The 25,561-nt window shown below is 63.7% G+C and carries 30 protein-coding genes; 16 read left to right on the forward strand and 14 right to left on the reverse strand.

What is annotated here, in order from left to right; all coding sequences use genetic code 11:
- Positions 1 to 160: 160 nt before the first annotated feature.
- Together SO180_RS27475 and SO180_RS27480 are read right to left on the reverse strand one after the other, a co-directional pair.
- Positions 161 to 1,438, reverse strand: coding sequence for an ArgE/DapE family deacylase (locus SO180_RS27475; protein ID WP_449381959.1), 1,278 nt, complete (start codon positions 1,436 to 1,438; stop codon positions 161 to 163).
- A gap of 49 nt (positions 1,439 to 1,487) precedes the next feature.
- Positions 1,488 to 2,213, reverse strand: a complete 726-nt coding sequence (locus SO180_RS27480; RefSeq protein WP_449381960.1) for a pyridoxamine 5'-phosphate oxidase family protein — start codon at positions 2,211 to 2,213, stop codon at positions 1,488 to 1,490.
- Between the two features lie 76 nt (positions 2,214 to 2,289).
- Here SO180_RS27480 and pdxR point away from each other — a divergent pair, with 76 nt between their 5' ends.
- Both pdxR and SO180_RS27490 read left to right on the forward strand, forming a co-directional pair.
- Entirely contained in the window at positions 2,290 to 3,774 is a 1,485-nt protein-coding gene (gene pdxR / locus SO180_RS27485; protein WP_449381961.1) for a MocR-like pyridoxine biosynthesis transcription factor PdxR, read from the forward strand.
- A gap of 67 nt (positions 3,775 to 3,841) precedes the next feature.
- Positions 3,842 to 4,087 carry a DUF6719 family protein gene (locus SO180_RS27490; protein ID WP_449381962.1) on the forward strand — a complete coding sequence of 82 codons (246 nt, stop codon included), beginning with the start codon at positions 3,842 to 3,844 and terminating at the stop codon, positions 4,085 to 4,087.
- Between the two features lie 8 nt (positions 4,088 to 4,095).
- Here SO180_RS27490 and SO180_RS27495 read toward each other — a convergent pair whose 3' ends face one another.
- Both SO180_RS27495 and SO180_RS27500 read right to left on the reverse strand, forming a co-directional pair.
- Positions 4,096 to 4,461, reverse strand: coding sequence for a hypothetical protein (locus tag SO180_RS27495; protein ID WP_449381994.1), 366 nt, complete (start codon positions 4,459 to 4,461; stop codon positions 4,096 to 4,098).
- 51 nt (positions 4,462 to 4,512) lie between these two features.
- Positions 4,513 to 4,677 carry a hypothetical protein gene (locus SO180_RS27500; protein ID WP_449381963.1) on the reverse strand — a complete coding sequence of 55 codons (165 nt, stop codon included), beginning with the start codon at positions 4,675 to 4,677 and terminating at the stop codon, positions 4,513 to 4,515.
- 414 nt (positions 4,678 to 5,091) lie between these two features.
- Here SO180_RS27500 and SO180_RS27505 point away from each other — a divergent pair, with 414 nt between their 5' ends.
- Positions 5,092 to 5,289 carry a hypothetical protein gene (locus SO180_RS27505; RefSeq protein WP_449381964.1) on the forward strand — a complete coding sequence of 66 codons (198 nt, stop codon included), beginning with the start codon at positions 5,092 to 5,094 and terminating at the stop codon, positions 5,287 to 5,289.
- Here the strand turns inward: SO180_RS27505 and SO180_RS27510 are convergent.
- Positions 5,279 to 5,827 (reverse strand): CreA family protein, encoded by a 549-nt coding sequence (locus SO180_RS27510; protein WP_449381965.1) that lies wholly within the window; start codon positions 5,825 to 5,827, stop codon positions 5,279 to 5,281. The genes SO180_RS27505 and SO180_RS27510 overlap by 11 nt on opposite strands.
- Before the next feature lie 208 nt (positions 5,828 to 6,035).
- Here SO180_RS27510 and SO180_RS27515 point away from each other — a divergent pair, with 208 nt between their 5' ends.
- From SO180_RS27515 to SO180_RS27530, 4 genes are all read left to right on the forward strand, one after another.
- Entirely contained in the window at positions 6,036 to 7,628 is a 1,593-nt protein-coding gene (locus SO180_RS27515; RefSeq protein WP_449381966.1) for a L,D-transpeptidase, read from the forward strand.
- Between the two features lie 92 nt (positions 7,629 to 7,720).
- Positions 7,721 to 8,293, forward strand: a complete 573-nt coding sequence (locus SO180_RS27520) for a glutathione peroxidase (protein WP_449381967.1) — start codon at positions 7,721 to 7,723, stop codon at positions 8,291 to 8,293.
- Between the two features lie 162 nt (positions 8,294 to 8,455).
- Positions 8,456 to 9,442 carry a polysaccharide deacetylase family protein gene (locus tag SO180_RS27525; protein ID WP_449381968.1) on the forward strand — a complete coding sequence of 329 codons (987 nt, stop codon included), beginning with the start codon at positions 8,456 to 8,458 and terminating at the stop codon, positions 9,440 to 9,442.
- A gap of 8 nt (positions 9,443 to 9,450) precedes the next feature.
- A complete protein-coding gene (locus tag SO180_RS27530; RefSeq protein WP_449381969.1) occupies positions 9,451 to 10,020 on the forward strand; it encodes a dihydrofolate reductase family protein in 570 nt (189 codons plus the stop codon).
- Positions 10,021 to 10,104: 84 nt separating this feature from the next.
- Here SO180_RS27530 and SO180_RS27535 read toward each other — a convergent pair whose 3' ends face one another.
- The 5 genes from SO180_RS27535 to SO180_RS27555 form a co-directional block, all read right to left on the reverse strand.
- On the reverse strand, positions 10,105 to 11,055 hold the full coding sequence (locus tag SO180_RS27535) for a YVTN family beta-propeller repeat protein (protein ID WP_449381970.1): 951 nt from the start codon (positions 11,053 to 11,055) through the stop codon (positions 10,105 to 10,107).
- Between the two features lie 3 nt (positions 11,056 to 11,058).
- On the reverse strand, positions 11,059 to 11,610 hold the full coding sequence (locus SO180_RS27540; RefSeq protein ID WP_449381971.1) for an SRPBCC family protein: 552 nt from the start codon (positions 11,608 to 11,610) through the stop codon (positions 11,059 to 11,061).
- Positions 11,611 to 11,753: 143 nt separating this feature from the next.
- On the reverse strand, positions 11,754 to 12,524 hold the full coding sequence (locus tag SO180_RS27545; RefSeq protein WP_449381972.1) for an AAA family ATPase: 771 nt from the start codon (positions 12,522 to 12,524) through the stop codon (positions 11,754 to 11,756).
- Between the two features lie 107 nt (positions 12,525 to 12,631).
- The gene (locus tag SO180_RS27550) at positions 12,632 to 13,492 is read right to left on the reverse strand and encodes a PCC domain-containing protein (RefSeq protein WP_449381973.1); all 861 of its coding nucleotides are present in this window, start codon (positions 13,490 to 13,492) and stop codon (positions 12,632 to 12,634) included.
- A 9-nt stretch (positions 13,493 to 13,501) separates the two neighbouring features.
- Positions 13,502 to 15,106 carry an acyl-CoA synthetase gene (locus SO180_RS27555; protein ID WP_449381974.1) on the reverse strand — a complete coding sequence of 535 codons (1,605 nt, stop codon included), beginning with the start codon at positions 15,104 to 15,106 and terminating at the stop codon, positions 13,502 to 13,504.
- Between the two features lie 315 nt (positions 15,107 to 15,421).
- Between SO180_RS27555 and SO180_RS27560 the strand changes: the two genes are divergently transcribed.
- The 3 genes from SO180_RS27560 to SO180_RS27570 all read left to right on the forward strand — a co-directional run bounded on the left by SO180_RS27560 (position 15,422) and on the right by SO180_RS27570 (position 16,670).
- Complete coding sequence (locus SO180_RS27560; RefSeq protein ID WP_449381975.1) at positions 15,422 to 15,775, forward strand: hypothetical protein; 354 nt, start codon at positions 15,422 to 15,424, stop codon at positions 15,773 to 15,775.
- A gap of 92 nt (positions 15,776 to 15,867) precedes the next feature.
- On the forward strand, positions 15,868 to 16,383 hold the full coding sequence (locus SO180_RS27565; RefSeq protein ID WP_449381976.1) for a DUF3828 domain-containing protein: 516 nt from the start codon (positions 15,868 to 15,870) through the stop codon (positions 16,381 to 16,383).
- 11 nt (positions 16,384 to 16,394) lie between these two features.
- The gene (locus tag SO180_RS27570; protein WP_449381977.1) at positions 16,395 to 16,670 is read left to right on the forward strand and encodes a GNAT family N-acetyltransferase; all 276 of its coding nucleotides are present in this window, start codon (positions 16,395 to 16,397) and stop codon (positions 16,668 to 16,670) included.
- A gap of 49 nt (positions 16,671 to 16,719) precedes the next feature.
- Here the strand turns inward: SO180_RS27570 and SO180_RS27575 are convergent, their stop codons facing one another.
- Complete coding sequence (locus tag SO180_RS27575; protein ID WP_449381978.1) at positions 16,720 to 17,118, reverse strand: SPW repeat protein; 399 nt, start codon at positions 17,116 to 17,118, stop codon at positions 16,720 to 16,722.
- 406 nt (positions 17,119 to 17,524) lie between these two features.
- Complete coding sequence (locus SO180_RS27580; protein ID WP_449381979.1) at positions 17,525 to 18,472, reverse strand: tetratricopeptide repeat protein; 948 nt, start codon at positions 18,470 to 18,472, stop codon at positions 17,525 to 17,527.
- Between the two features lie 105 nt (positions 18,473 to 18,577).
- On the opposite strand from SO180_RS27580, the gene SO180_RS27585 reads away from it, so the two are divergent.
- Complete coding sequence (locus SO180_RS27585; protein ID WP_449381980.1) at positions 18,578 to 18,853, forward strand: GNAT family N-acetyltransferase; 276 nt, start codon at positions 18,578 to 18,580, stop codon at positions 18,851 to 18,853.
- A gap of 71 nt (positions 18,854 to 18,924) precedes the next feature.
- Here SO180_RS27585 and SO180_RS27590 read toward each other — a convergent pair whose 3' ends face one another.
- Complete coding sequence (locus SO180_RS27590) at positions 18,925 to 19,350, reverse strand: DUF3597 domain-containing protein (protein WP_449381981.1); 426 nt, start codon at positions 19,348 to 19,350, stop codon at positions 18,925 to 18,927.
- Positions 19,351 to 19,688: 338 nt separating this feature from the next.
- On the opposite strand from SO180_RS27590, the gene SO180_RS27595 reads away from it, so the two are divergent.
- Positions 19,689 to 20,588: a DUF2189 domain-containing protein gene (locus SO180_RS27595; protein WP_449381982.1), complete on the forward strand. Its 900-nt coding sequence runs from the start codon at positions 19,689 to 19,691 to the stop codon at positions 20,586 to 20,588.
- A gap of 180 nt (positions 20,589 to 20,768) precedes the next feature.
- On the forward strand, positions 20,769 to 21,593 hold the full coding sequence (locus tag SO180_RS27600; RefSeq protein WP_449381983.1) for a lytic murein transglycosylase: 825 nt from the start codon (positions 20,769 to 20,771) through the stop codon (positions 21,591 to 21,593).
- 165 nt (positions 21,594 to 21,758) lie between these two features.
- Here SO180_RS27600 and SO180_RS27605 read toward each other — a convergent pair whose 3' ends face one another.
- Positions 21,759 to 22,019, reverse strand: coding sequence for a hypothetical protein (locus SO180_RS27605; RefSeq protein ID WP_449381984.1), 261 nt, complete (start codon positions 22,017 to 22,019; stop codon positions 21,759 to 21,761).
- A 732-nt stretch (positions 22,020 to 22,751) separates the two neighbouring features.
- Here SO180_RS27605 and SO180_RS27610 point away from each other — a divergent pair.
- The 3 genes from SO180_RS27610 to SO180_RS27620 all read left to right on the forward strand — a co-directional run bounded on the left by SO180_RS27610 (position 22,752) and on the right by SO180_RS27620 (position 25,557).
- Positions 22,752 to 22,904: a DUF1127 domain-containing protein gene (locus tag SO180_RS27610; protein ID WP_084801802.1), complete on the forward strand. Its 153-nt coding sequence runs from the start codon at positions 22,752 to 22,754 to the stop codon at positions 22,902 to 22,904.
- A gap of 123 nt (positions 22,905 to 23,027) precedes the next feature.
- Positions 23,028 to 24,455: a methylenetetrahydrofolate--tRNA-(uracil(54)-C(5))-methyltransferase (FADH(2)-oxidizing) TrmFO gene (trmFO, locus tag SO180_RS27615; protein ID WP_449381985.1), complete on the forward strand. Its 1,428-nt coding sequence runs from the start codon at positions 23,028 to 23,030 to the stop codon at positions 24,453 to 24,455.
- 7 nt (positions 24,456 to 24,462) lie between these two features.
- Entirely contained in the window at positions 24,463 to 25,557 is a 1,095-nt protein-coding gene (locus SO180_RS27620) for a serine/threonine protein kinase (protein ID WP_449381986.1), read from the forward strand.
- The last annotated feature ends 4 nt before the right edge of the window (positions 25,558 to 25,561 follow it).

Below are 25,561 nucleotides of genomic sequence, written 5' to 3' on the forward strand. Positions count from 1 at the left end.
GCGCCTGTTGGGTGGGCAAAGCGACTTGTCCGCCGTAGCTCGAAGAGCGAAGGCGGAAGCGTGCTGACCACTTGGGCCGCAATCCTGGAAAGGTGGTGGGCACGGCGCAAGGGCGCCTTTGACCACCCTACGAAGCTCGCAATGACGCGGAGAGAGAACGCTACCCCTTCTCCACCCCGCACCATTCCGCAATGAACAGCGCCATCGCCTTGGTCGACTTCTTCAGCGACTCCAGATCGACATATTCGTTGAAGCCATGAATCTCGCCGCCGGAGGATCCGAAGCAGAGGCTGGGGATGCCGTGGTTGAGGCCGTAGAAGCGGGTATCGGTGAGCGCGGTGAAGACGAGATCTTCGACCGTGCCACCATAGACGGCGTTGAACGCTCTGCCGAAGGCGGCTTCAGGCCCAGCCGCGTTGGTCAGCTCATAACCTTCCGACAGGAAGCCGGACCATTCCACCTCCGGCGGATTGTTGGCGAGGAAGCGGTGGTTGCGCGCCGCAGCCGCGACACAAGCAAGTATCTCCTTCTGATGATCGGCGATCGACCAGCCCGGCAGTACTGCGATGCGGCAATCGACGTCGCACCAGGCCGGCACGCTGGAGGCCCAGTCGCCGCCCTTGATGATGCCGGGGTTGAAGTTGATGGGATGGTTGAGCGTCTTGAAATGGCGATCGCTCTTCGCGCGCTCGTTCCATTCGATCTCGAGGTTTTGCAGCGCCTGGATCAGATGATAGGCGGCCATGATCGCATTGGCGCCGGAGCCGGCAAACGCGACATGGGTCGGATGGCCCTTCACCCGCAGGCGGAACCAGATCACGCCGACCTGCGAGCGCACCATCTTGCCGCCGGTCGGCTCCGGAATGAAGCAGGCATCGGCGCGATAGCCGCGCTGGAGCGTCGAGAGCGCGCCGACGCCGGTGCTCTCCTCCTCGATCACGGACTGGAAATGGATCCGCGCCGTCGGCTTGAAGCCCGCGGCCCTGATCGCATCGAGCGCGTAGAGCGCGCCGATGGTGCCGGACTTCATGTCGCAGGCACCGCGGCCATACATTTTGCCGTCCTTGATGGCGGGCGAGAATGGCGGGGTGTCCCAGAGCTCCAGCGGCCCCGCCGGCACGACATCGCAATGGCCTTGCAGGATCAACGATTTGCCGCCGCTCGTTTGCGGGCGGTAGGTGCCGACCACCGTACGCGCCTTGGAGAAATCGTGCTCGATCGGACCGAAGCCGCGCAGATCCTTGAGCTCGTCGACATTGATATGCCAGTCGTCGACCTCGTAGCCGCGCGCGCGCAGGAGGTCGCCCATCATGTCCTGACAGGGGCCCTCAGCGCCGCGGGTCGAGGGGATCGCGACGAAGTCGCGCGTGGTCGCAAGCTGGGCCTCGAAGCCGGCATCGACGGCGTCGAGAATCCTCCGCTGCGTTTCGGCATTCATGCTGGCAACTCCAATCCGCTTTCAAAGAGCGCCGCGAAGCTAGCCGATTTCAGCCCTCCGGGTACTCCTGAAAATAGGCATCCAGCAATGCATCTTCGAGCAGCCGGCCTTCCGAATAGCCATTCAGCATCGCTGGCCGCGTGACGCCGTCGAGCAGGCGCTTGCAAGGCTCGGGGGCGCCAAGCACAGTTCGAATGGGAATGCGCTCCGCATAGATCGGCCGTGCGTAGTCTTCCTCGTCGTCGCCAACCCCCTTGCTGCGAATCTTGGCCGACGCCTCCTCGATCTGCATTGCGATGAACGCTGTCGCCTTGATCTCCTGCGTGGTCGCCGGACGCAAACCCGCAGTGCGCCCGGGATAAAGCCGATCGACCATGGCGACCAGCGCCCGCTGTTTCTCGTCGGGATCGGTAACGAGGTGCGCGGTGCCGAAGGCCATCACGGCGCGATAGTCCGCCGAGTGGTTGAAGCCGCAGCGCGCCAGCACCAGGCTGTCGAGATGTGCAACGGTCAGGCAGACTCTCTGGCCGTCCGACTGGTTGCGCAGCATTCGGCTCGCGCTGGAGCCGTGCCAATAGAGCTTGGTCCCTTCCCGCCAGAAGAAGGTCGGCGTGCAATAGGGCTGGCCATCGATCACATAGGAGACGTAGCACAGCATCGAGGAGTCGAGGATGCGGTGGACGGTGGCGTGATCGTAGGCGCCGCGCTCATGCAGGCGTTTCACCCGGTTGCGCTGGGAGATCGGATAGGACGCGGACGTCTGACCTTCTGACACGGGCTGCTCCAGTTGGGATTGGCGGATCTCAACGAGGGTTGTAGCGAAGGGTTTGGTCTGCGATAGTTCCAATTCCATGCGAAAAATTCCGACCAATTTCAAACAGTCTTCGAAAGCCCCGCCGCGCAAGACCGAGCTGCCACTCGATTTCGCGGGAGCGCACATCACGGCGAGCGCCTCCTCCGCGCACCGCCTCTACCAGGCACTGTGCCACGCGATCGTGGAAGGCCTGGTCAGGCCTGGCGAGCCGCTGCCGCCATCGCGGACGCTGGCGAAGCAGACCGGCTTTCGGCGCAACGCCGTTGTCACGGCCTATGAGCGGCTGATCGCCGATGGATTTGCAGAAGCGACCGTCGGCTCGGGGACGTTCGTCGCCGCGAAAATTCCCTCGCGCGCGAGCGATGCGCGCAGGGTGAAGATCACAGTCGAGGCCCCGCGGCAGGGCACGCTGGCGCTCGGCTGCACCCATATCGACGAACGGTCGCTGGCGCGCTTCCGCGGCTTCATCGGCCGACGCATGCGCGCCTTCGGCAGCGAACATCTGCACTATGGTGATCCGCGCGGCAGCCGCGAGCTGCGCGTCGCGGTTGCCGATCATCTGCTCGCCGCGCGCGGCCTGCGCTGCGATCCCGACCAGATCATGCTGACGTCAGGCACGCTGCACGGCTTACGCATCGTGCTCGGCGCGATCCTCAAAACCAACGACCAGATCTGGTGCGAGGATCCCGGATACCCCACCGCTCGCGCGGCGATGCTCCATTGCGGCTATCGCGCCGTCTCCGTGCCGGTCGACGAGCACGGCCTGCGCGTCGCCAAGGGGCGGACGGTGGCACCCAGGGCTCGTGCGGCCTATGTCACGCCGTCGCATCAGTTTCCGCTGGGCGTGCAGATGTCGATGCCGCGCCGGCTCGAGCTTCTCGACTGGGCGAAAGAGGCCGGCGCTTTCGTGCTGGAGGATGATTACGACAGCGAGTTCCGCTATGACGGCGCGCCGCTGATGTCGCTTGCCGGCATCGATCAGCTCGAGCGCGTAATCTACATGGGCACGTTTGCCAAGACGCTGTTTCCCGGCCTGCGCATCGGCTATTGCGCGCTGCCGGAGCGCCTGATCGGGCCGGTCGCGACCGCGCGGGCCGCGCTCGACCGCTTTCCCGGTACGCTGATGGAAGGCGCGGTCGCGGACATGCTCAATTCCGGCGCCTTCGCCGCGAACTTGAAGCGCGTGCGAAAACTTTATCGCGAAGCGCGTGATGCACTGGCTGCGACGCTTGAGGTCGCGTCCGACGGACGGCTGTCGGTTCCCGTCCCCTCGCAAGGCCTACATCTGGTCGCGCAGTTCGAGCCATCGGTCGAATTGCGTGTCGCCTCGCGGGCCAAGCAAGCGGCCGGCGCGGAAGGCTGGCTGCTCGCCGACACCTATGCGCGCACCCGTCCCCTGCCCGGTTTCGTTCTCGGCTTTTCCGGCCATTCGGTTCCGCAACTTGTGGCATCAGCCGAAAAGCTCGCGAAGCAATCGCTGGCCGCGCTTCGCGGCAGCGAAAGGCCGACACGGCGCGCGTGACGAAGGTTCACTATGAGAATCGCGCGCGGCTTTCTAACATCGCCAAATCGAGGCCGGGATTTTCGTCATGACCCATTTTCGCGCGATGTGCGTGTGCGCGCTGTTCGCCTTGTCAACAACAACGCTGGCGCACGCCGGCACGGTGGGACGCGAGCAGGACATCGTCGGCTTGCGGCTTGGCCAGCGCGTGATGGTCGATGACGGCACCTGCCCAGCCGGGCAGATCAAGGAAGTGCGCGGTGCGAAGATGACCGAAAGCGGCATCACGGCGACCCGCACCTGTGTGCCTCGGTTTGGACCCAAGTCGAAATAGCTTGCGGACTACTTCGCCGGGTCGAACATGCACTGAAGGGTCGGCTTGGCGATCTTGGTGAAGGTCGGTCCGATCTCGGACTGCTTGGCGACCGGCACCCATTCGTTCTCGATGGTCGGCACGCCGGTCTCGCTGATGCCGCGAAGTAGCGCCTCGCGCAGGTCGCGGTCCTCGACAACGGCGGCGGCATGATCATGCAGGCAACCGCAGACTTCCTCCGGATGTGCCCAGCGCCCTAGCATGTGCGGCGCACATTGGCGCACGAAGTCGGTGCGCGGATCCGGCAACCTGTTGGGAGAGCGCACCTGAGCCTGGGCTGCGGTGATCGTAAGCAGGGACGCGAGGAAAGCTGCGGCGCAGATGCGAAACATGATTGGCTTTTCTTGATCCTACTGGTCTTTTTTCTTGCAATCAGATTCTTGCAATCAGATACGCGCGGCCATCACGATCGGCAGAGACACCTTGGCCCCAACCGGCGAGCCGCTATAGGCAAAGGTCCCGACGCCCGGCAGTCCGCTGTCGCTCGTTCCAGCCAGCGAGGACCCGGCGAGGACAAAGCCGAAAGCAAGGATGAAGCTGAGCGCCCGCATGTAAAGTCTCCAGTTCCCCGCGGCTGTGCGCCGCTACCGCTGGTTGGGTCATAACCATGGGCCGTTTCGTCCGTGATGCGCCAAAATGGGAAAATGGTTTCATCTTCGTGAGAATTGTTTCGTCGGCGCGCATGCGACGAAACATTGGGTCAAAAAACCCAATAATTTCAGTCAACTCGTCTGGCGGCCAACCGCTGCTTCGCGGCCCCCTCCGACTCTCCCACAGCCGCGGCGCGCGGCCCGCGGTCACCGTCCCGAGGCAGACGCTTCACACGCATTTTACGTTTCTCTGCTGAAGAGGAGCGCAAAGAAGCGCGAAGTTTCGCTGAACCGGGGACGTTCCAGCGACGACGGAAGCCTTCGAACAGCAATAAGCCCGGCACAAACCGAGGCTCGGGTTGAGGGATGGCCATCATGATGGCGAGAGATCGCGCAATTGGACGCGACGTGGACCAGGATCGCGCCAACGAGAGACAGGGTCAGCGCAGCGCCACCGGCGCGATGGCGCTGCAATCCGACCGTGGTTACGAGGTGGCACCGCAGGCGTTTGTGCGGCTAACCGGCTCGCATCTCGCAAAGCCGCGCTTCAGCCGCAGTCTCGTTACTGAGTGAAGAAGTCGCCACACTTCTGAATGTTGGTATCCGTCGGCCCCCACGGCATGATCGGCACGGTCGAGGTCGAATTCTTTGGCGAGCCCTCGATCAGCTTGTCGGAATAAACCATGTAAACCAGCACGTTGCGCTTGGTATCGCAGCCTCGCACGATCTGCATCCTCTTGAAGAACAGCGAGCGGCGCTTGCGGAACATGTCGTCGCCCTGCTCCAGCTTGTCCTTGAACTTGATAGGACCAACCTGCCGGCACGCGAGCGAGATGTCAGAGACCTCCTCGGCCAGCCCCAGCCAGCCCTTGAAGCCGCCCTTCTCCGGCACCGTGAAATGACAGGCCACGCCCTCGACCTCGGGATCGTCGAGGCCATAGGTCGCGAGCTTGTCGTTCGGGCTCAGCCATTTGAACACGGTGGAGCGGCGGAAGATCAGATCGGGCTCGTCGGCGGCTTGGGCAAAGCTGGTCGGCAAGGCTATTAGCAGGAGGAATAAAGCGAGGCCTTTCAAGCACATGCCTGAAAGACCGGGGAAACGAGATGACATGAAGTTCTCCGGTAACAAGTCACCGCAATGTAGGGATGGGAGGGCTGATCAGGAAGGCGACCAGCCTGCCCACGCGGCTGCTGTTTACTGGTCTGTGAGGCTTTTTTGCTACGGCTTGGACAAAATTGGCTGATAGCTGAACCGGTCTGCTGGTGAACGCGTATCCCCTTTGCGAGACTAACTACTGATTTGGAATACGGATTCGAGGATGAATAGCGTGAGCGTGACCAGTTCTTCTGCCGCAAGGGCGCAGTTGTGGCGGGTCGCCATTTTGACGGCGGCGGGTGCGATCGGCACCACGACCCATGCGGAAGCCGCGATGTATTACTGGTCGGACTATACCGACGGTTCTTACTACTACCACCAGCCGCAACCGAAGCTCGTTCGCCCGAAGCCGCTCAAACGCGGAACTGTCTTGGGCAAGAACAAGAAAGAGACCGCGGAGAAGGAGACCGGCGCCAAGCCGCAAGGGCCTCTGGTCATCGCCATCTCGATCGACCGGCAGAGGGTGACGGTCTACGATTCCAACGGCGTGTTCGCGGAATCGCCGGTGTCGACCGGCATGAAGGGTCATCCCACGCCGATGGGCGTGTTCAGCGTCATCCAGAAACACAAATTCCACCATTCCAACATCTATAGCGACGCGCCGATGCCATACATGCAGCGCATCACCTGGTCGGGTGTCGCCATGCATGCCGGCGTCCTGCCCGGCTATCCCGCCTCTCATGGCTGCATCCGCATGCCGATGGCGTTCGCGGTGAAGATGTGGAATTGGACGAAAATGGGCGCGCGCGTGATCGTGACGCCCGGCGAGATGACGCCGCACAGCTTCTCGCATCCCCTGCTCGCGAGCCTGCGCGTGCCGCCGCAACCCGCGGCGAGCCTGGATCAGCAGCCAACGACGACGGTCGCCGACAAGGCGGACAAAGACGCGCCCGAGGCAAAGTCTTCTGAGAGCAAGGCCGAAGAGACCAAGGCCACCGAGGTCAGGAGTGTGAGCGCCGCGCCGGCGATGGAGCTGCGCTCGACCGTCGGCCACACCGTGATATCGGACGCAACCATCGGCAACGCGATGGCGCGCGAGGAACCCTCCGCCGACAAGGCAGCTCCCAACGAAGACGCAAAGACGGACGGTGCGAAAACCGCCGACGCATCCGAACCGGCAAAACCGAAATCGGACGAGGCGACCGCCAAGCCTGAACCTGCAAAAACCGAAGCGACCGAGGTCAAGAAGCCCGATGCTGCGGGAACGGCGCCGACGCCTGCACAACCCACCGCCGATGCGAAAAAGGATCAGACCCGCGTCGCCGAGCCCGCGCCAGCCGCAAAGCCCGAGCCGCCGAAGCGCGCGGGGCAGATCGCGGTCTTCATCAGCCGCAAGGATTCCAAGGTCTATGTGCGGCAGAACTTCTCGCCGCTGTTCGAAGCGCCCGTGACGATCGCGGCCAGCGACCGTCCGCTCGGCACGCATGTCTTCACCGCGGAAGCCGACAAGAGCGATGCCAACGCGCTGCATTGGTCGGTGGTGTCGATGCCCGTCGCCGTCCGCTCGGTGGAGCGTGACGACGACAGCCGCATGACGCGCCGCCAGCGCATGGCCGCCGTCATCCCGATCGCCGCCAAGCCCGTGATCTCGCCGGATAGTCCGGCCGAGGCGCTCGACCGCATCTCGATCGCCGCCGACACCATGGCGAAGATCAACGAGATGCTGACTACAGGCAGCTCGATCATCGTCTCCGACCAGGGCATCAATCAGGGCGAAACCGGCGAAGGTACGGATTTCATCGTTCGTCTGCGCTAATTGCGCTGTGGCGCGCATAACGCGGTATTGAGCACGCTTGGTCACGCGCCCGGAGTATGATCCGTCCCCGGATCAACTTGGGGGACGTTGCCATGCTGAACCGCAGGACAATGCTCACCGCAGCGCTCGCCGCGCTCACGAGCCCCGTCGCGACTCGCGCACTTGCGCAGGGGTCGATGAGCAAGATCTCGGCTTACGCCTTCTCCTTCCCCGCGCTCTCGGGCGACGATATCCGGCTTGCGTCCTTCACCGGCCGGCCGCTGCTGATCGTCAACACGGCTTCGCTCTGCGGCTATACTCCGCAATATGCCGGCCTTCAGGAACTCTGGAGCCAGTTCCGCGAACGTGGACTGACCATCATCGGCGTGCCCTCCAACGATTTCGGCGGCCAGGAGCCGGGCGGCGTGACGGAGATTTCGGAGACCGCTCATCACCAATACGGCGTTACCTTCCCGATCGCCGCCAAGGCTGTCGTGATCGGTCCCAAGGCTCATCCATTCTACAAATGGGCCGCGGATGCTCGACCAAAGGAGGTTCCGCGCTGGAACTTCCACAAATACCTGATCGGCCGCGATGGCTACATCGCCGAGGTTTTCGCTTCGGCCGTCGACCCGACCGACACCCGCGTCAAGACGGCCGTCGCCAAGTCGCTTGCCGATAGCTGAGCCGATCTCACGTGCTTGGGCACAATTGCCCGGCGGGGCGAAACAGCCGTTGCATTGGCGATGGCCCACCATCTAGGCTAGGATTGTCTGGGGCGGACAGGTTCGGACAGCGGCAAAAAAGCTACGGCCGAACAACGGGATCATTCTATCGAGGACAACATCATGCGTGTTGCGGCAGGACTTATTTTGGCGAGCGCAATCTCTCTTGCGATGGCGAGCGCCGCATGGTCGCAGACCCCGGCCGCGAAGCCCGCGGCAGCCACGCAAGCCGCCCCCGCCGCAGCGCCGGCGGCGGCCCCTGCTCCCACCGCGGCCGCCAGCTCGCCAGCGGCGGCACAAGGCGCGCAGCCAGCACGCGCCGCCTGCAGCAATCCCAATGCGCTCGGCGTCGCCCGCACCGTCGAGATCGACACCACGGGTGGTCCGGGGTTCGGCTTCGAGCACTTCAAGGAGCTCGACTTCCTGCGCGACCACGAGGTGGTGCTGACCTTCGACGACGGTCCCTGGCCGAACAACACGCCCGCGGTGCTGAAGGCGCTGGCCGATGAATGCACCACCGGCATCTTCTTCCCGATCGGTAAGCACTCGACCTACGAGCCGGAGATCTTGAAGAAGGTCTACGCGGCCGGCCACACCGTCGGCGCGCACACCTGGTCTCATGCCAATCTCAACAACAAGAAGCTCACCGACCAGCAGAAGAAGGACGAGATCGAGAAGGGGTTCTCCGCAGTGAAATGGGCGCTCGGCGGCATCTCGCCCTCGCCGTTCTTCCGCTTCCCGGCGTTGCAACATCCGCCGGAGATGGTCACCTATCTCGGCAACCGCAACATCGCGATCTTCTCCTGTGATCTCGACTCCTTCGACTTCAAGGCCTCCAAGCCCGAGAAGGTGATCGACACCGTGATGAAGAAGCTGACCAAGCTCGGCAAGGGCATCATCCTGATGCACGACTTCCAGAAGCACACCGCCGAAGCGCTGCCCGCGCTGCTGCAGCAGCTCAAGGCCGGCGGCTACAAGGTCGTGGCGATGCGCGCGAAGAGCCCGGTGTCGACGCTGCCCGAATACGACCAGGAGCTGCTCAAGGACGTCAAGCTGCCGACGGTGAGCCAGCGCCCGGTCAACAGCGTGGTGACGACGGTCTCGGAATAGTCGCGCCGTTGTCTTTCCGTTTCGAAGGCTACGTCATCGTCTCCGCCGACGGCATGCTTGCCGACGCGCGCCACGTCATGCCCGACAGCCTGAAGTTCGAGGGCGACAAGAGGTTCTTCGAGCAGTCGCTCGATCGTGCCGCGCTGATCGTGCACGGCCGACACTCGCATGAAGGACAGCCGAATTCGCCCAAGCGAAAGCGGCTGATCCTGACCCGCAAGATCGCCGCGCTCGCGGTCGATCCGGAGATGCCGAATGCGACACTGTGGAATCCGCTTGGCGCGAGCTTCGAGGAGGCATGCGCCTTCGCCGACGTGTCCTCGGGCACGGTCGCGATCATCGGCGGCCCCGTCGTATTCGACATGTTCATGGACCGCTACGACACCTTCTGGCTCTCGGAAGCCCCGCAGGTGCGCCTGCCCGGCGGCGAAGGCTGCTTCGTCGGTGTGCCTGAGCGGACACCGCATGAGGTGCTTGCGGCGCATGGGATGAATCCAGGTGAAGCGCATGTGCTCGATGCCGCGCACGGCGTCACCGTCACACCGTGGCGACGGGGATTGCGCACGGCAAACGCGTGATGCGTGTCGTAGCCGGGATCAGTGCAGCGATATTCGGGATCACTACTCCCGCACGTCGCTTCACTCATCCGGGGCTACCGTCCCCTACTCAGTTCGCCTGAGAAACGCCCCGAACGCGCGCGGGCCGTCGCCGACCTTGACCTCGCCGATCACCCTCAGCTCGACGGCATCGATGATGCTGAGGGTGTTGCTCTCCCAATTCGCGACGATGATGCGCTTGCCGTCGGCGGTCGCGGCGATGCCTTCCGGATAGTCACCGACATTGATGCGCTTGACGGGTTTCAGCGTCGCGAGATCGAACACGCTGACGGTGCCGCCATACTGGTCGGTGGCGAAGCCGTGGCCCAAAGCCAGCGCCACGGCATAGGGCCGCATGCCCACCGGCACGCGACCGGTCTCCCGCGCCTCGGCGATATCGATCACGGAGACGTCGTTCGAGCCGACATTCGCCGTGAACGCTCGCTTACCATCGGCATCGATGGTAACGCTGAACGGCCGCGTGCCGACCTTGACGACCGCGCGCCGTTCGCGCGTCGCGGTGTCGACGATGGAGACGTTGTCGTCGTCGCGATCCGCCGACAAGAGCAATTTCCCGTCCGGCGTCACCGCAAGCCCGGAGGGCGAGGCGCCGACCGCAATGCTCGCCACGACGCCCTCCGCCTGCGGGTCGATCACGCGCACCGCAGCCGCGTACCAGTCGGCGACGTAGACGACCTTGCCATCCGGCGCCACGGCGATACCGAGCGGGCCGCCGCCGACGTCGACCCGGCCAACCACACTGCGCGCCGCGGCATCGACCACAGTCAACGCCTTGCCATCAGGGCTCGTCACATAGGCGAAACGACCGTCGGCGGAGACGGCCACGCCCGCCGGCTTGCCGCCGATCGCGATGGTGGCGACGGCTCGCGAGGTCGCGAGATCCACCACCGTGAGATCGTCGCTGAGCTGGTTGGTGACGAACGCCTCCTCGGCTGAGGCCCGGCCGAGCCCCGTCGCGAAGCTGGCGGCCAGCGCCGCCAACACCAGAACGCGCACGCTTCAGCTTCCGCTCTCGATCTTCTTCTTCAGCGCCTCGAGGCCGCCCTTGTAGAGCCCGCTCACCGCCTTCACCGCGGCCTCGTCGCTGAGCTCCGGCGGCGGGTCATTGTTGGGAAAGCCGCGATAGAACGCGCCGGCCCATTCCAGCTTCGTCTTGCCTTCGGGCGCTGGCGACACCGTCAGCGTCGAGGAATAGTTGGTGACCGGCAGCACCTTCACGTCGACCGCCGTGATCCGGTAGGAATAGCTCATCATGTCGGGCTCGAACTTATAGAGCTCCTCGTCGACGGTGGCGCCGCCGGCAAGCGTCAGCCGCCGCGTCGCCCCGATCTCATTGCCCTTCTCGCCCTCGGTCTTGCTGACGCCGGCGAGCCAGCTCATGTCCTGGAAATTGCCGATCACCGCCCACACCTTGGCCTGCGGTGCGTTGATCTCGATGGATTCCCGCACCTTCTGCCGGGTCGGCCCGTGCGCCCAGGCTGCCGTCAGGGCCGTCGTCCCCACCGCCAGCGCCGCCACAACGGCCAGCGCCGTCCTCTTCGTCACCCTCATGTCGTGTCCTCAAATGTGTATCGTTGGTCTCTTACGCGACTGACGCACGCTGCGGCCATCGTAGCGCAGTTTTCGACGGGATCGAGGCCCCTCGTGGTAGCCGGTGGTCTGGGGGGCGTGTTCACCCCCCTGTCCTGAGCCCCCTACTCGTCCTGGAGCGCCGTATCGATGAATCCGGCCGGATCGTCGCAAAACTCGCGCAGCACCTTGAAATGGTCGATCTCCCATAAGGTCGCCGGCTCCAGTCCGCCTTTGGTCAGTCGCAACAAGGTCGCATTGGGATAGGCCATCAGCATCGGCGCGTGCGTAGCCATGATGACCTGGCAGATGCGGGAGTCCTCCATCCGCCGCAGCAGCTTCAGGAATTCGATCTGGCGCGCCGGCGAGAGCGCGGATTCCGGCTCGTCAAAGATGAAGATGCCCTGGCGCTGGCAACGCTCCTCGAAGAAGCGCAGGAAACCTTCGCCATGCGAGTGGGAGAGGAAGTCAGGGCCAACCGCGCCGACGTCGCGCGCAGCCTGATCGAGATATCTCGCAACTGTGAAAAAACTTTCGGCACGAAAGAACCAACCGTTGGTGATCTTGGGCAGCCAGCTCGCGCGCAGCGCCTTCGACAATTGACCACCCATCTTCTCCAGCGCTTGGGAGTGATCGACCGGCATATAACCCTTGCCGCCGCCGGCGTCGTCGTAGCCGGCAAGCGCCGCAACGCCCTCCAGGATCGTGGATTTCCCGGTGCCGTTCTCTCCGACGATGATGGTGATGGGGGCTTCAAAGCTGAGCTCGAAGTCATCGGCGAAGATGGGAAGGCAAAACGGATAAGATTCCCGATTGGATATCTTCGACGGCTCAAGCCAGACTCGTTTCAAATAGGGAGCGGGCAAATTGATCGTGCGATTGCCTCTTCTGCCCATATCCGAGTCCCCAGTTGCTGTCAGATCCGGTCATCGACCGGAACATAACAGGAACAATATGTACAGGGAAGTGGCATTTTCGCCCGGCCACAAGCCCCGGTCGTGCCCTAGTCCAGTGCCTCCAGCACCAGCTCCATGGTCATCAGCACGGGATTGTCGCCGCGGACGAGGCGGCCCTCGGCGAGGCCGCCGGTGTAGTCGACCAGGGCAACATCGAGCTCCGCCTCCAGCGCACCAGAGCGTCCCGGGGCGATCGCGCCGGCCGTTACCGCCAGCTCGGTCGCAAACGGCTCGGTCACACCGCCATGGACGAAGCGCGCGCCAATGGTCGAGCCGACGCCGCCATGGATTTTCGCACGCGCGATGCCGTGCTCCCGGCAAAAGCCTTCGAGAGCCCCAGCGAAGTCCTGGTTTGGCCGCAGCCGCAATGCGAAGGCGCGGGCAGTGCTGCGCGCGCCGCTAGCCTCAGCGGCCACCGGCCCGAACAGCTTGAAATTGGTCTCGCCGTCCGGCTCCGCCGTGAACACCGCGCCGTCGATGCCGAACGCTGCAACCTCGAACGGCTCGGCGACGACAGTCTCCTCCGGCAGCATGTGGCCGCCGCTGGCGCGGCCATCCGCCTCGGTCCAGAGCCCGTGGCAATGAAAGAACGGCGCGCCGTCGCGCCTGCCCAGCGTCAGGCTGCCGAGCTTCACCCGTGTCACGCCCTGGGGGCGAAAGGTCTCGCTGTAGAACGCAGCGTTCTCAGAAGTCTTCGACAGCGCCGGCATCACGTAGGCGAACGGGCCGAGCGCGCCCTGACCGAAGTTGAGCACGCCGCCTGCAAACCCCTGCGCCGCAAAGCCGCGGCGCGCGGCTTCCAGCAGCGGCATGCCGGCCTCGAGCCTGAACGAAAAGGCCCGTCCCCTCGCCTCCACCCACTGGATGCGCTCCGCGACCGGTGAGCCCGGCTGCTTGATGCTCCGCATGATCTGCGCTCAGCCCGCCTGCTTGTTGTCGAGATCGAGCAGGCCGCGCGCCTCGAGCTCGTCACGCACCATCCGCTTGGGGATCTTGCCATAGCCCGACTTCGGCAGCGCCTCCCAGAAGAAGAAGCGCTTCGGCATCTTGTAGCGCGGCACCTTGGGGCCAAGGAAGGCGGCCATCTCCGCCTCGCTCACGGGCTTTGCACCTTCGCGCGCAACGCAAACGGCAACGCCAACTTCACCCCAGGTTGGATCTGGCACGCCGAGGACGGCAACCTCGCCGACCGCGGGGTGCGTCAGGATCTTCTCCTCGATCTCGCGCGGATAGATGTTGGAGCCGCCGGAGATGTACATGTCGGAGGCGCGTCCCGTGATGTAGACAAAGCCCTCCTCGTCCATGTGGCCGAGATCGCCGGTGCGAAACCAGCCGTTGCGAAACGACTTCGCATTGGCCTCGGGGTTATCGTAGTAGCCGGCGAACACCGCGGGCCCGATCACGCAGATCTCGCCGCTCTGGTTGGCCCCAAGCTCACGCCCCTCATCATCCTGGATCGAGACCTGCATGCCCGTGCGCTCGAAACCGCAGGTGCCGATCTTGACGTGCGGGCCGTCCTCGACGTCGTGCAGCGCCGCCGGCAGCACGGTGATGTTGCCTGTGACCTCGCCGAGGCCAAAATACTGCACGATGACCTTGCCGAGCTTGTTCAGCGCGGTCTTCTGATCTTCGCGATACATCGGCGCGCCGGCATAGATCACGTGGCGCAGCGAGGAATGGTCGAATTTGTCGACCGCGGGATGCTCGACCATCATCTTCAGGATCGTCGGTACGGTGAAGAGATTGCCGACGCGATGCGTCTCGATCAGGCGGAACGCCTCGCCGATGTCGAATTTTTCGGTCGGCAGCAGCACGGTGCACGCGCCGCGCGCGGTCTGCATCAACTGATGCACGCCGGCGCCATGCGACAGCGGCGCGACCACGAGCGATGCATCCGCCTCCGTGGTGCCCGGCGTCAGATCGGCAAGGTGATTGGTCACCACAAAACCCATCTGGCCATGCGTGAGCACCGCCGCCTTGGAACGGCCGGTGGTGCCGGAGGTGAAGAAGAACCAGCAGGGATCGTCATGCTCGACGGCGACGTTCTCGATCTTGGCACCGGCATACCTGTTGATCGCCTGCGCAACGGTGGTCTCACCGAACACGCCGTCACCAATGCGCCAAATGAACTCCAGCGCGCCGCCGGTCACGGCTGCGGCATGCTCGGGAAAATCGCCATGGCACAGGAATCCCTTGGCGCCCGAAGCCTGCGCGAGATAGGCGACCTCGTCCGGCATCAGGCGGAAATTTGTCGGCACCCAGATCGCGCCGAGGCGGAATGCGGCGAACATCGAGAAGAACATCTCGTCGCCATTCTTGGAATGGACGAGGACACGGTCGCCTTTGATGATGCCGCGCGCGGCAAGCGCCGCTGCGAGCGCGGAGGTCTGCGCGTCGATCTCGCGCCAGCTCCATGATCTATCGCCCCACACGAAACCCGGCCGCGACCCGTGCCGCCGCGCATTCTGGGTCAGCATGTAAGCAAGGTTCATGACGCGGCGCGACATCCGCAGTGGCTGCATGGGCTTCCTCTTGGCTGGCGGACGGCGCGTAGGCGGACCGCTATTCGCAGTCCATTTATCGCCATCATCGGCGGCGCCGCAAGGCCGCTCGCCGCAGAGCCTCATTACGGCATCTTGAACGCGAATGGCGTCGTCGAGATCGCCTTCTCCTTGAAGCAGGATGGCGAGCCGTGCCCGCCGCAATAGCCGCCATGCAGCTCGAAGCGGATAGCACGCGCCGCGCCCTGTTGGCATTCCTGATCAGCGTGTCGTTGAGGGAATCTTAAACATGATCGGCGCAACCTTGAACTCTCTCCGCGTACAGAGTTCCGCACCATGTCCAAAGCGCCCGCCTTTCTCCTGTTGTCGCTGGCACTCGCCGGATGTGCCGCGGCCCCGCAAGCGCGGCTTGCGTCCGATCCCGCTTTCGCTCCGGCGCGCTATGCCTGGGACGGTGCTGGTGAGGATCCCAATCAACCCAAGCCAGCGCACACGTCGCGGACCGCCGCCCGAAACGAGCAGGACAAGTCGGTCGCGGCACTCCAGCCATACTCGAAGGAGTGGTGGCAGGCCCAGGACGGTATCGAGGCCGACGAGGAGTCACGGGTCAAGCGATCGCTCGTCATCTGCAAGGGCTGCCTGCGGCCGCAGCCTGCGGAGGATTCGCGTCTCGCCAAGGCGGCCGATTGAACCAATCCGCCACCGCAATACTCTACTGAGATATGCCGCCGGCCGGACATTCCGGTCTATAAGCGCGGGTAGAACCGATCTCAGGACATCCCATGCTCACCCGCCGCACATTCGTCGCAGCCTCGCTTCTCGCCACCGTCAATGCGGCCGCCGCGCAAGCCCCCTCGGCCAACGACCCCGTCGCGATCCTGACCGCGATCTACACCCGCGCCGCCAAGGGCAAGGGCGCTGGCGGGGGCGCCTTCATCATCGAGAGCAAGGCCGCCAAGGCAAAATATCTCTCGAAATCGCTGGTCGCGCTGTGGGCCAAGGCCGACGCGCACACGCCGAAGGGCGATGTCGGGCCGGTCGATTTCGATCCCGTCACCAATTCGCAGGAACCCGACGTCAAGTCGTTCAAGGTCGACACGGAGACTCTCGAGGCCGACAAGGCCACGATCGCGGTGACCATCACCGGGCATCGCAACGACCGCAAAACCACCGACCAGGTCGTGCGTTATGAGTTCGTGCGCGAGGCCAATGGCTGGAAGATCGACGACATCACGGGCTCATCCGACGGGCAAGCCTGGTCGATCCGCAAGATGCTGATTGGCTCGCTGAAGAGCTGACGGGAGACGACATGAGCGACGTCATCGACAACAGGGGCCATCACCGCTTCGAACTCGAGGTGGAAGGCCATCTCGCCACCGAGCATTACAGGCTCGACGGCAACGTCATCACCTTCGAGCATACGGAGGTACCGAAAGAGCTCGGCGGCAAGGGCGTCGGCTCAAAGCTGGTGCAAGGCGCGCTCGACCAGGTTCGCGCCGCAGGATTGGCGCTGATCCCGCAATGTCCGTTCGTAAAGGCCTGGATCGAAAAACATCCAGACTACGCGGATCTCGTGAAGAGATAAGCGACCGCAGGGCCGCCGATCTCGCGACGGGCCTTGCGGACGCACATGCCTACTGCCCGTGCTTGAGCATGTCCTGATCGCTCAGCTCCCAATCCTGCCAGAGCTGGAGAATGCCGAGCAGCACCACCAGCGCGCCGAGGCTGGTATGGTAGACGCGCAGAACGCCCTCGCCGGAATAGCCGAGGACATAGGGCGAGACGATCAGCCAGAACCCGACCAGGATCGTCGCCACCTCCTGCCAGCGCTGCAACGCGACATATTCGAGCTGGCCGAGGCCAAACACGACCAGGCCAACTGCGACCGTATTCAGGATCAGCACCTGGTGTCCGACGATCGCCGCTTGATCCTGGACGGGAAACCACGGCGAGGCAACGATCAGCGCGCCGAGCAGCATCCCGCACCAGTCCTCCCATGTTCGATGAGTATTCAGATAACCAAAGTCCGACATCGTAACCTCCTACAAAGAGGCATACGTCGGCGGCTGGCGATCACGACACTCCGAATGTTCAGCGACCCTGCCGGCCGCATTCGGGCGTATGTCCTACACCAAGACGTGGGAACCGGCAGCACGGTTGCAAGAGCGGACCGGTGGTTTTTTGCCGGCGAGGCGGCAGCGCGCAAACGACAATCCAGCGCCCCAGGCGGAGAAGCGGAAGTCATCCTTGACAAAGAGGGAGTGCGCAGACGGCCTGTCAGAATTCGATCCAAGCCAAGATCACCGCTGCAAAAATGACTCCGCAGATCATGAAGGTCGCAATAGGTCTTCCTCGCCAAGCATTGAAACGCGCTCGGTGATCCCAGGTCCAAATGCTATCGCCGGACGCGCGGAGCCGTTGAATGAACGGAGCCCACGCCTACGGCGAGCCCAGCTTCTGCAGCGCCTCGTGTGCGGTCGGCAGGCCTGGTCTCAACTCCAGCGCCTTGCGGAAGTCGCCGATCGCGCCCTGCTTGTCGCCGAGCCGCATCCTGGCCTGGCCGCGGTTGTTCCAGGAAAACGCATCCGAGGGATCGTATTGCAGCGCCTTGTCGTAGTTGGCAACGCTGCCTCTGTTATCGCCCTGAATGAGCCGGATCAGGCCGCGGTTGCGCCAGCCGCGCGCATCGGTCGGCGCCAGCCGGATCGCCTCGCCATAGTCGTCGGCGGCGCGATCGAGCTGCTCGCTGTCGCGATAGACGTTGCCGCGGTCGATATAGGCGAGCAGATCGGGCGCGAGCTTGATGCGCGTCGTGTAGTCGGCGAGCGCATGCGGCATGTCGCGCTTGCGATAGAAGGCCAGGCCGCGGTTGCCGTAAGCCAAGGCATAGTTGGAATTGAGCTTGATCGCGATGCCATAGTCACCGATCGCGCCGTCGAGGTCGCCCTTGTTGTAGCGGGACTCGCCGCGATTGTTGTAGGCAATCGCCAACGACGGATCGAGCTTGATCGCCTGATCATAGTCGGCGATGGCGCGGTCGAAATCGTGCCTGAAGGCGAAGACGCGGCCGCGATTGTTGAAGGCACAGGCCGAGGTCGGATCGATCTTGACGGCCTCGTCGAGATCGCTGAGCGCGGCGTCGAGCTCGCGCTTCTCGGTCAGGCCACGGCCGCGGTTACAATAGGCGGCGGCGAGCTTGCCGCCGGTCTCGCTCTTGGCGTCGATCACCGCCGAGCAGGCCTTGACGCGATCGTCCAGCGCGATCGTCGTCCCAATGCAGACGTCCCAGGCTCGTGCAGCCACCTCGCCGTCCGCGGCCGATGCCGGCGCAGCTCGGGCAAGCGTCAGCACCGCCAGCGAAGCCACGAGACCGATCGAGACACGCATGTGACGGATGTCTCCCCTGCAATGATTTCCCTTGGTCGTGCCTTGGCAGAGGCGGGTTCACACGTCTAGATCAGGGCCTCCAACGACACTTGGGAAGGAATTGGCATGCCGGCATCGGTACGCGACAACAAGGACAAGAGCCGCTTCGAGCTCGATGTCGGCCAGGAGGTCGCCTTCGCCAATTACCGGCTGACGCCGTCGGCGGTGATCATCACCCACACCGAGACGCCGCGCGCGCTGCGCGGCCGCGGCATTGCATCCGAGCTGGTCAAGGGCGTGCTGGAATTGATCCGGCGCGATGGCAGGAAGGTGGTCGCCGGCTGCGGCTTCGTGGTCGACTACCTCGACAAGCATCCGGAATATGCGGATCTCGTCGCGTAAGGCAAAACAACGCCAGGCATTAAAAAGGCCCGCGATCTCGCGGGCCTTTTTCGACGCCGACGGTGCTGCCGTCAGTGCTTGATCTCCGGCGGCAGCTTGCCGCCATTGGCGGCGAGCTTGGACATCACCTGCTTGTGCAGCCATACGTTCATGGTCGCGGAATCGTTGGTGTCGCCGGTGTAGCCGAGCTCCTTGGCGAGATCCTTCCGCGCGGCAAGGCTGGAGTCGATGTCGAGCGCCTTCATGAGGTCGACGATCGAGGTCCGCCATTCCAGCTTCTCGCCCTTGTGCGCGGCGACCGCCTTATCGACGATCGCGGCCACGTCGACGATCTGCGCGGGAGCGGCGGACGGCGCAGCGGAAGGTGCGGCCGACGGCGCCGAGGCTGAAGGAGCGGAGCCTGCCGGTGCTTCGCCGGAGGTCGCGCTGCCAGCCGGCGCAGCCGCGGCAGGATGGCTGCCGAAGATCGCGCTGACGATTTTACCGAAAATGCTCATGTCTGCTCCCCGAAAAGGATCCGTTGGAAGGGCCTTAAGGTGTCAACCTGTAGGCCAAGTTTCTGTGTCGCGTCCGCTGCCTGAGCGAAGCATGTCACAGCATCAGCTTATCTGCGGCGAAATGACGACCGAATGACATATTCACGGTTGCACTGCGACATCGAATTTCACCCAAGCGTGAGGGACAGCTCCCGCGAATGGGAGTACGCTTTCACTTCAGTTCGCGATCCCCGCCGGTCTTCGCGCCTGGCCTGGAATTGCGATTGTCTATGAAAGAGCGGCCGCGTGCGCCGTTTGCCGGCGCGGCATTCGGCCGCGCGGCAAGGGAGCAAGCGACCATGGCCACACTCTACCAGGGCAATGTCCCTATGGCCCAGCCTGCTGATGCGGCTGGACCGATCATCCGAACCATCCAACTGTCCGATCTGCACGACGCGCTCAAGCGCGGCTGGGAGGATTTCAAGGCGGTGCCGAGCCACGCCATCATCCTCTGCGTCATTTATCCGGTGCTCGGCCTCGTGCTCGCGCGCATCGCCATGGGCTATTCGGTGATACCGCTGTTGTTTCCGCTGGCCGCGGGCTTTGCGTTGATCGGCCCGTTTGCGGCGCTCGGCCTTTATGAACTCAGCAGCCGGCGCGAACGCGGCGAGGACGCCAGCGCCTGGGATGCCATGGACGTGCTGCGCTCGCCCTCCTTCGGCGCCATGCTTGGGCTCGGCACGCTCCTGCTCGCGCTGTTCGTGACCTGGGTTGCGACCGCGCAGGCGATCTATGTGGCGGCGTTCGGCTATGAAGGCGTCACCGGCATTTCGGACTTCCTCAAGCACGTGCTGACCACGCCGCAAGGCTGGTGGCTGATCGTGGTCGGCTGCGGTGTCGGCTTCCTGTTCGCGCTCGCCGCGCTCTGCATCAGCGTTATCTCGTTCCCGTTGATGCTCGACCGGCACGCTAGCGCCGGCGAAGCCATGGTGACCTCGCTGCGCGCCGTAGCGAAGAACCCGGTACCGATGGCGGCCTGGGGCGTGATCGTCGCAGTGCTGCTGGCGCTCGGAACCATCCCGGCATTCCTTGGTCTCGCCGTGGTCATCCCTTTGCTCGGCCATGCCACCTGGCATCTCTATCGCAAGGTGATCGTGTCGGATCCCAATGCAAGGCATGACGCTCCGCCGCCGCGCCCACGCAAGCCGGCGGCTGATTTTCCCGCCAACCTGTTCCCGTGGCGGAATCGGTCGGAGTGAAACGGAATTACATTGCTGCGAGTCCGCCGGTTGATCGCTTACGGACTCGCCCAATATCGTTCCTTTAACCCTGCTCGTAGTTGAGTAGACGCCATAGGTTTATGGGCCTTGTTTTAGCCGCGGTTGGAACCGACATTCCGCGCCGCCGGTCATGCCACTTCACGGAATCGATTTGTTCTGATGACCCCGACGATCTCTCGTCTCGCCCTTGCAGCCTTCGCCCTCACCGCCTCGATCGCTTCAGCCGGGCCCACGCTCGCCGCAGTCGCATGCGGTTCCGGCAATTTCGATGCTTGGGTTGCCGACTTCAAGGCCGAAGCCGCCTCCAAGGGCATCTCGCAGCAGGCGATCACGGCCGGCCTTGCCGGCGTCACGCTGGATCAAAGCGTGCTGTCGCGGGACCGCTCGCAAAAGGTCTTCAGCCAGAGTTTTGAGGAGTTTTCCGGCCGCATGGTGCCGCCGCGCATGCAGCGCGGCTCCAACATGATGAAGCAGTACGGCTCGGTGCTGTCGCGGATCGAGCAGACCTACGGCGTGCCGGGCGAAGTGCTCGTCGCCATCTGGGGGCTGGAGACCGATTTCGGCGTCAATACCGGCAAGTTTCCGACGCTGCGCTCGCTCGCGACGCTCGCGTATGACTGCCGGCGCGCCGAGCAGTTTCGCGGCGAGCTGATGGACGCGCTGCGCATCGTCCAGCGTGGCGATCTCGCGCCGAACGAAATGAAGGGTGCCTGGGCCGGCGAGCTCGGCCAGACTCAGTTCATGCCGTCATCCTGGATGAAATATGCCGTCGACTTCGACGGCAATGGCCGGCGCGACCTCCTGCACAGCCCGACCGACGTGCTCGCCTCGACCGCCAATTATCTTTCGAACTACGGCTGGCAGCGCGGCAAGGATTTTGAGCCCGGCGGCCCCAACTTTGCGGTGCTCCAGCAATGGAATAAGAGCGAGGTCTACGCCAAGACGGTCGCCTATTTCGCGACGCAGCTCGCGCGCGCCCCCTAAAGCATGATCCGGAAAAGTGCGCAGCGGTTTTCCGAAAAAGATCATGCACAAACAATAACCCAACGCGCGATGACGGTTCATGCTGATCTCATCGCGCGTTAGCAAGCTTCAAAGAAATTAGGGCCGATCGCGTCGCGACCGGCCCTCCTTGGCTTCCCTGTCGTTTTACTTGCCCGCGGTGGCGTGCATCGCCTTGTTGAGGTGCGCGCCGCACATACCCATCTTGCCGTTCAGCAGCGCGTCCTGAGCCGCAGCGATCTCCTTCTGCGCGGTGAGCTTGCTGTCGCCGTCGGACATGTTCTCGATCGCGGTCTCGGTCTGCTCGAGATTGGTAGAGCTGCATCCGCCCATCTTCTTCGCGGCCTGCGCGGGAGCGACGGCAAATGCGACGGCGGCGATTGCGATGACCCCTAGTAACGTCTTCATTGTTACCTTCCTTCTCTTATATTGTTGCGCAGCCCGACGTCATTGCCGGAATCTGCGGATGATATTGTTGGTCGACCGCCGCAAGTTTTGAGAATGAATTCCCCGCGAGAATTGCGTGATGTTGCGCGACGCGCAGAGCTCTCATGCGAAATTTCTGATTTTCATTACAGTTTTGTAATTTCGCTCTCACACGCTCGGCGTGTGTGCACCGCAACGAAGATGATGTGGTCGGGGTCACACAGACCGAGCTTGGGCCCAGTGACCAGGCTCGTGCGGGAATCGGTACCGTCCACGCTCGAAGCTGGCTGAGCACTCCAAACGCCCCAGACTCGACAACAGCCTTCCCGTCGATGGCTTCAGAGATGACAAAAGAGTGAACCATTACTCAATTTTATGAATCATAATGCATGCGATTCGCGCATAGGACGGGATGCTGCGAATTCCGCCTGGCGGCTTGCAGCGGGCCTCTCGGCGACATATTTTTGTAACAGATGGAACCAACAGAAAATGCTATAAACCCGTGATTTCACGGGATGTTATTGCGACTTCAGGTCCAGTGGGCCCAGCTCTCGGGCGGGATCGCCAACCGGTTAATCGATCCTTACCGTCGCTATGCGCTGTTCGCTTAGCTGCATCGCAACATCGGAACTTCCGCACTGCAACAGTCCCATCTATATTCATTTCAACGATGACGCCCAGGTCAAGGGTTGAATCGAACTACAGGAGACTACCATGCTGCTCTCGCTCATCCGTATGATCCACGCGTTCCGGGACTATCAGCGCAATGTCGCTGAACTCTCGCAGCTCAGCGATCGCGAGCTGGCCGACATCGGCCTCGACCGCTCGGACATTCCGCGCGTTGCCGCCGGAGCCTACAAGGGCTGATTGGCCCTTCACGGACCGGACCAACCGATAGCGCCCGCCTCGTGCGGGCGTTGTCGTTTCTAGGGTGAGAAACGCCATCACGGCGATTCCACTCGACACTGAAAAGCGCTACCTGTCGCGCCCATGACAGGATCCAACTCCAAGACCGTACACATCATCGGCGCGGGCCTCGCCGGTTCTGAAGCAGCCTGGCAGATCGCCAGATCAGGCGTATCCGTGGTGCTGCACGAGATGCGGCCGAGCCGTATGACCGAGGCCCACCGCACCGACGGACTCGCCGAGCTCGTCTGCTCGAATTCGTTCCGCTCCGACGATGCCGCCAACAACGCCGTCGGCCTCCTGCACGCCGAAATGCGTCGTCTCGGCTCTCTGATCATGCGCGCGGCGGACGCCAACCAGGTTCCCGCAGGCGGTGCGCTGGCCGTCGACCGCGAGGGCTTCTCCGCGGCCGTGACCAAGGCGCTGAACGAGCATCCCCTGATCGAGATCGCTCGCGGCGAGGTCGCCGACCTGCCGCCGGCCGAGTGGGACAATGTGATCGTTGCGACCGGTCCCCTCACCTCCGCGACCTTGGCGGAGGCGATTCGCGAACTGACCGATGAAAACGCGCTCGCCTTCTTCGATGCGATCGCGCCGATCGTGCACCGCGACTCCATCGACATGTCGGTCGCATGGTTCCAGTCGCGCTATGACAAGGTCGGCCCCGGCGGCAACGGCGCCGACTACATCAACTGCCCGATGACGAAGGAGCAGTATGACGGCTTCGTCGCCGCGCTGATTGCCGGCGAGAAGACCGAGTTCAAGGAGTGGGAGACCAACACGCCCTATTTCGACGGCTGCCTGCCGATCGAGGTGATGGCCGAGCGCGGGCCCGAGACGCTGCGTCATGGGCCAATGAAGCCGGTCGGGCTGACCAATCCGAACGATCCGACGACCAAGCCGTACGCGATCGTGCAGCTTCGCCAGGACAACAAGCTCGGCACGCTCTACAACATCGTCGGCTTCCAGACGAAATTGAAGTATGGCGAGCAGCAGCGCATCTTCCGCAGCATTCCAGGCCTGGAGAACGCCGAGTTCGCGCGCCTTGGCGGTCTGCATCGCAACACCTTCCTCAACTCGCCAAAGCTGCTCGACGGCCAGCTCCGCCTGCGCGCGCAGCCGCGGCTGCGCTTTGCAGGGCAGATGACGGGCTGCGAGGGCTATGTCGAATCTGCCAGCATCGGCCTGATTGCCGGCCTCTATGCGGCAGCGGATGCGCGTGGCGAGCAGCTCACGAGCCCGCCCGCGACGACCGCGCTGGGCTCACTGCTCGGCCATATCACCGGCGGCCATATCGAGACGATCGAGCCGGGCACGCGCTCGTTCCAGCCGATGAACATCAATTTCGGCCTGTTCCCGCCGCTCGCGACTCTGCCGACCAAAAAGCCGGATGGCACGCGGCTGCGCGGCAACGAGAAGACGATCGCCAAGAAGCAGGCGCTGAGCGCCCGTGCGCTCGCCGATCTCGATCGCTGGATCGCCGATCACCAAAACATCGCCGCAGCGGCGTGAGCCTGTCATGAGCCTACCCAAAGAAGACGCCGCGGTGCTCGCGGCGCGCTGGACCGAGGGCGTGCTTTTGAAGCGCGACATGTTCTCGACCGTCGAGCGCGGCCGTTTCAGGAATGAGCCCGAGGAGGTCGATGCGGTGCTGCGCCGGCTCGACGAGGTACCGTGGTGGTCGTTCGTGCTGGCGCGCCATTTGTTCGCGCGCGAGAAACATGTGCTGGCGCTGGCCAAGGGCCTGAACGTCGGCCCCGAGCTGCTATGGGCCGGGCGTCGCGCGCTGGTCCGCGGCTTCGTCGATGGCGTCGCGCTGCATCTGGCCAAGCCGCACGGCAATGTCGCCTATTTCCGTTCCGCCAAGGACGCGTTGCGCCGGCTGCGCCGCGCCGGCATCTGCCACAACGACCTTGCGAAGGAGCAGAACTGGCTGGTCGGCCGCGACGGCCGCGCCTATGTGACCGATTTCCAGCTCGCCGCCTGCTTTGAGCGTCGCGGTCGGCTGTATCGCATTCTCGCCTATGAAGATCTCCGGCATCTGCTGAAGCACAAGCGCTCCTATGCGCCCGAGGCGCTGACGCCCAGGGAGCGCAAGATCCTCGCCAAGAAATCCTTTGCCGCGAGCCTTTGGCTCGCCACCGGCAAGAAGGTCTATCGCGCGATCACCCGCGGTCTTTTCAATTTCACCGACCGCGAGGGCGGTGGCCGCAGGCTCGTCAACGACGCGCCGGTGCTGGTCGATTTGATCCGCAAGAATCCCGCCGTGCGCGATACCGCCATCGTTGCCTTCGCCGACCGCCGCTCCGGCGTCGGGCTCTACGCCTTCGTCGAGGCGGACCAGTCGGCGCTCGAAGGCCAGCTTCGCAACGAGCTCACGGCTGCGAAGGGACCAAAGCCGCCCGAGCATATCCAGGTCGTGCACGCGCTGCCGCGCGACGCCAACGGCAAGCCGCGCACCGAGATCCTGCAGCTCGTGGCGATGAACCAGCTCGATCTCATCGAGCCGATGATCACGAGCGACCAGGACCGCGCCTTCCTGAAGGATATCCTGGAGCAGCGCAAGAATTTGCGCGACCGGTTTAACTTCGAGGCGGATCTGCCGACGAGCTAGCTGC

This window comes from Bradyrhizobium sp. UFLA05-112 (assembly GCF_053572325.1).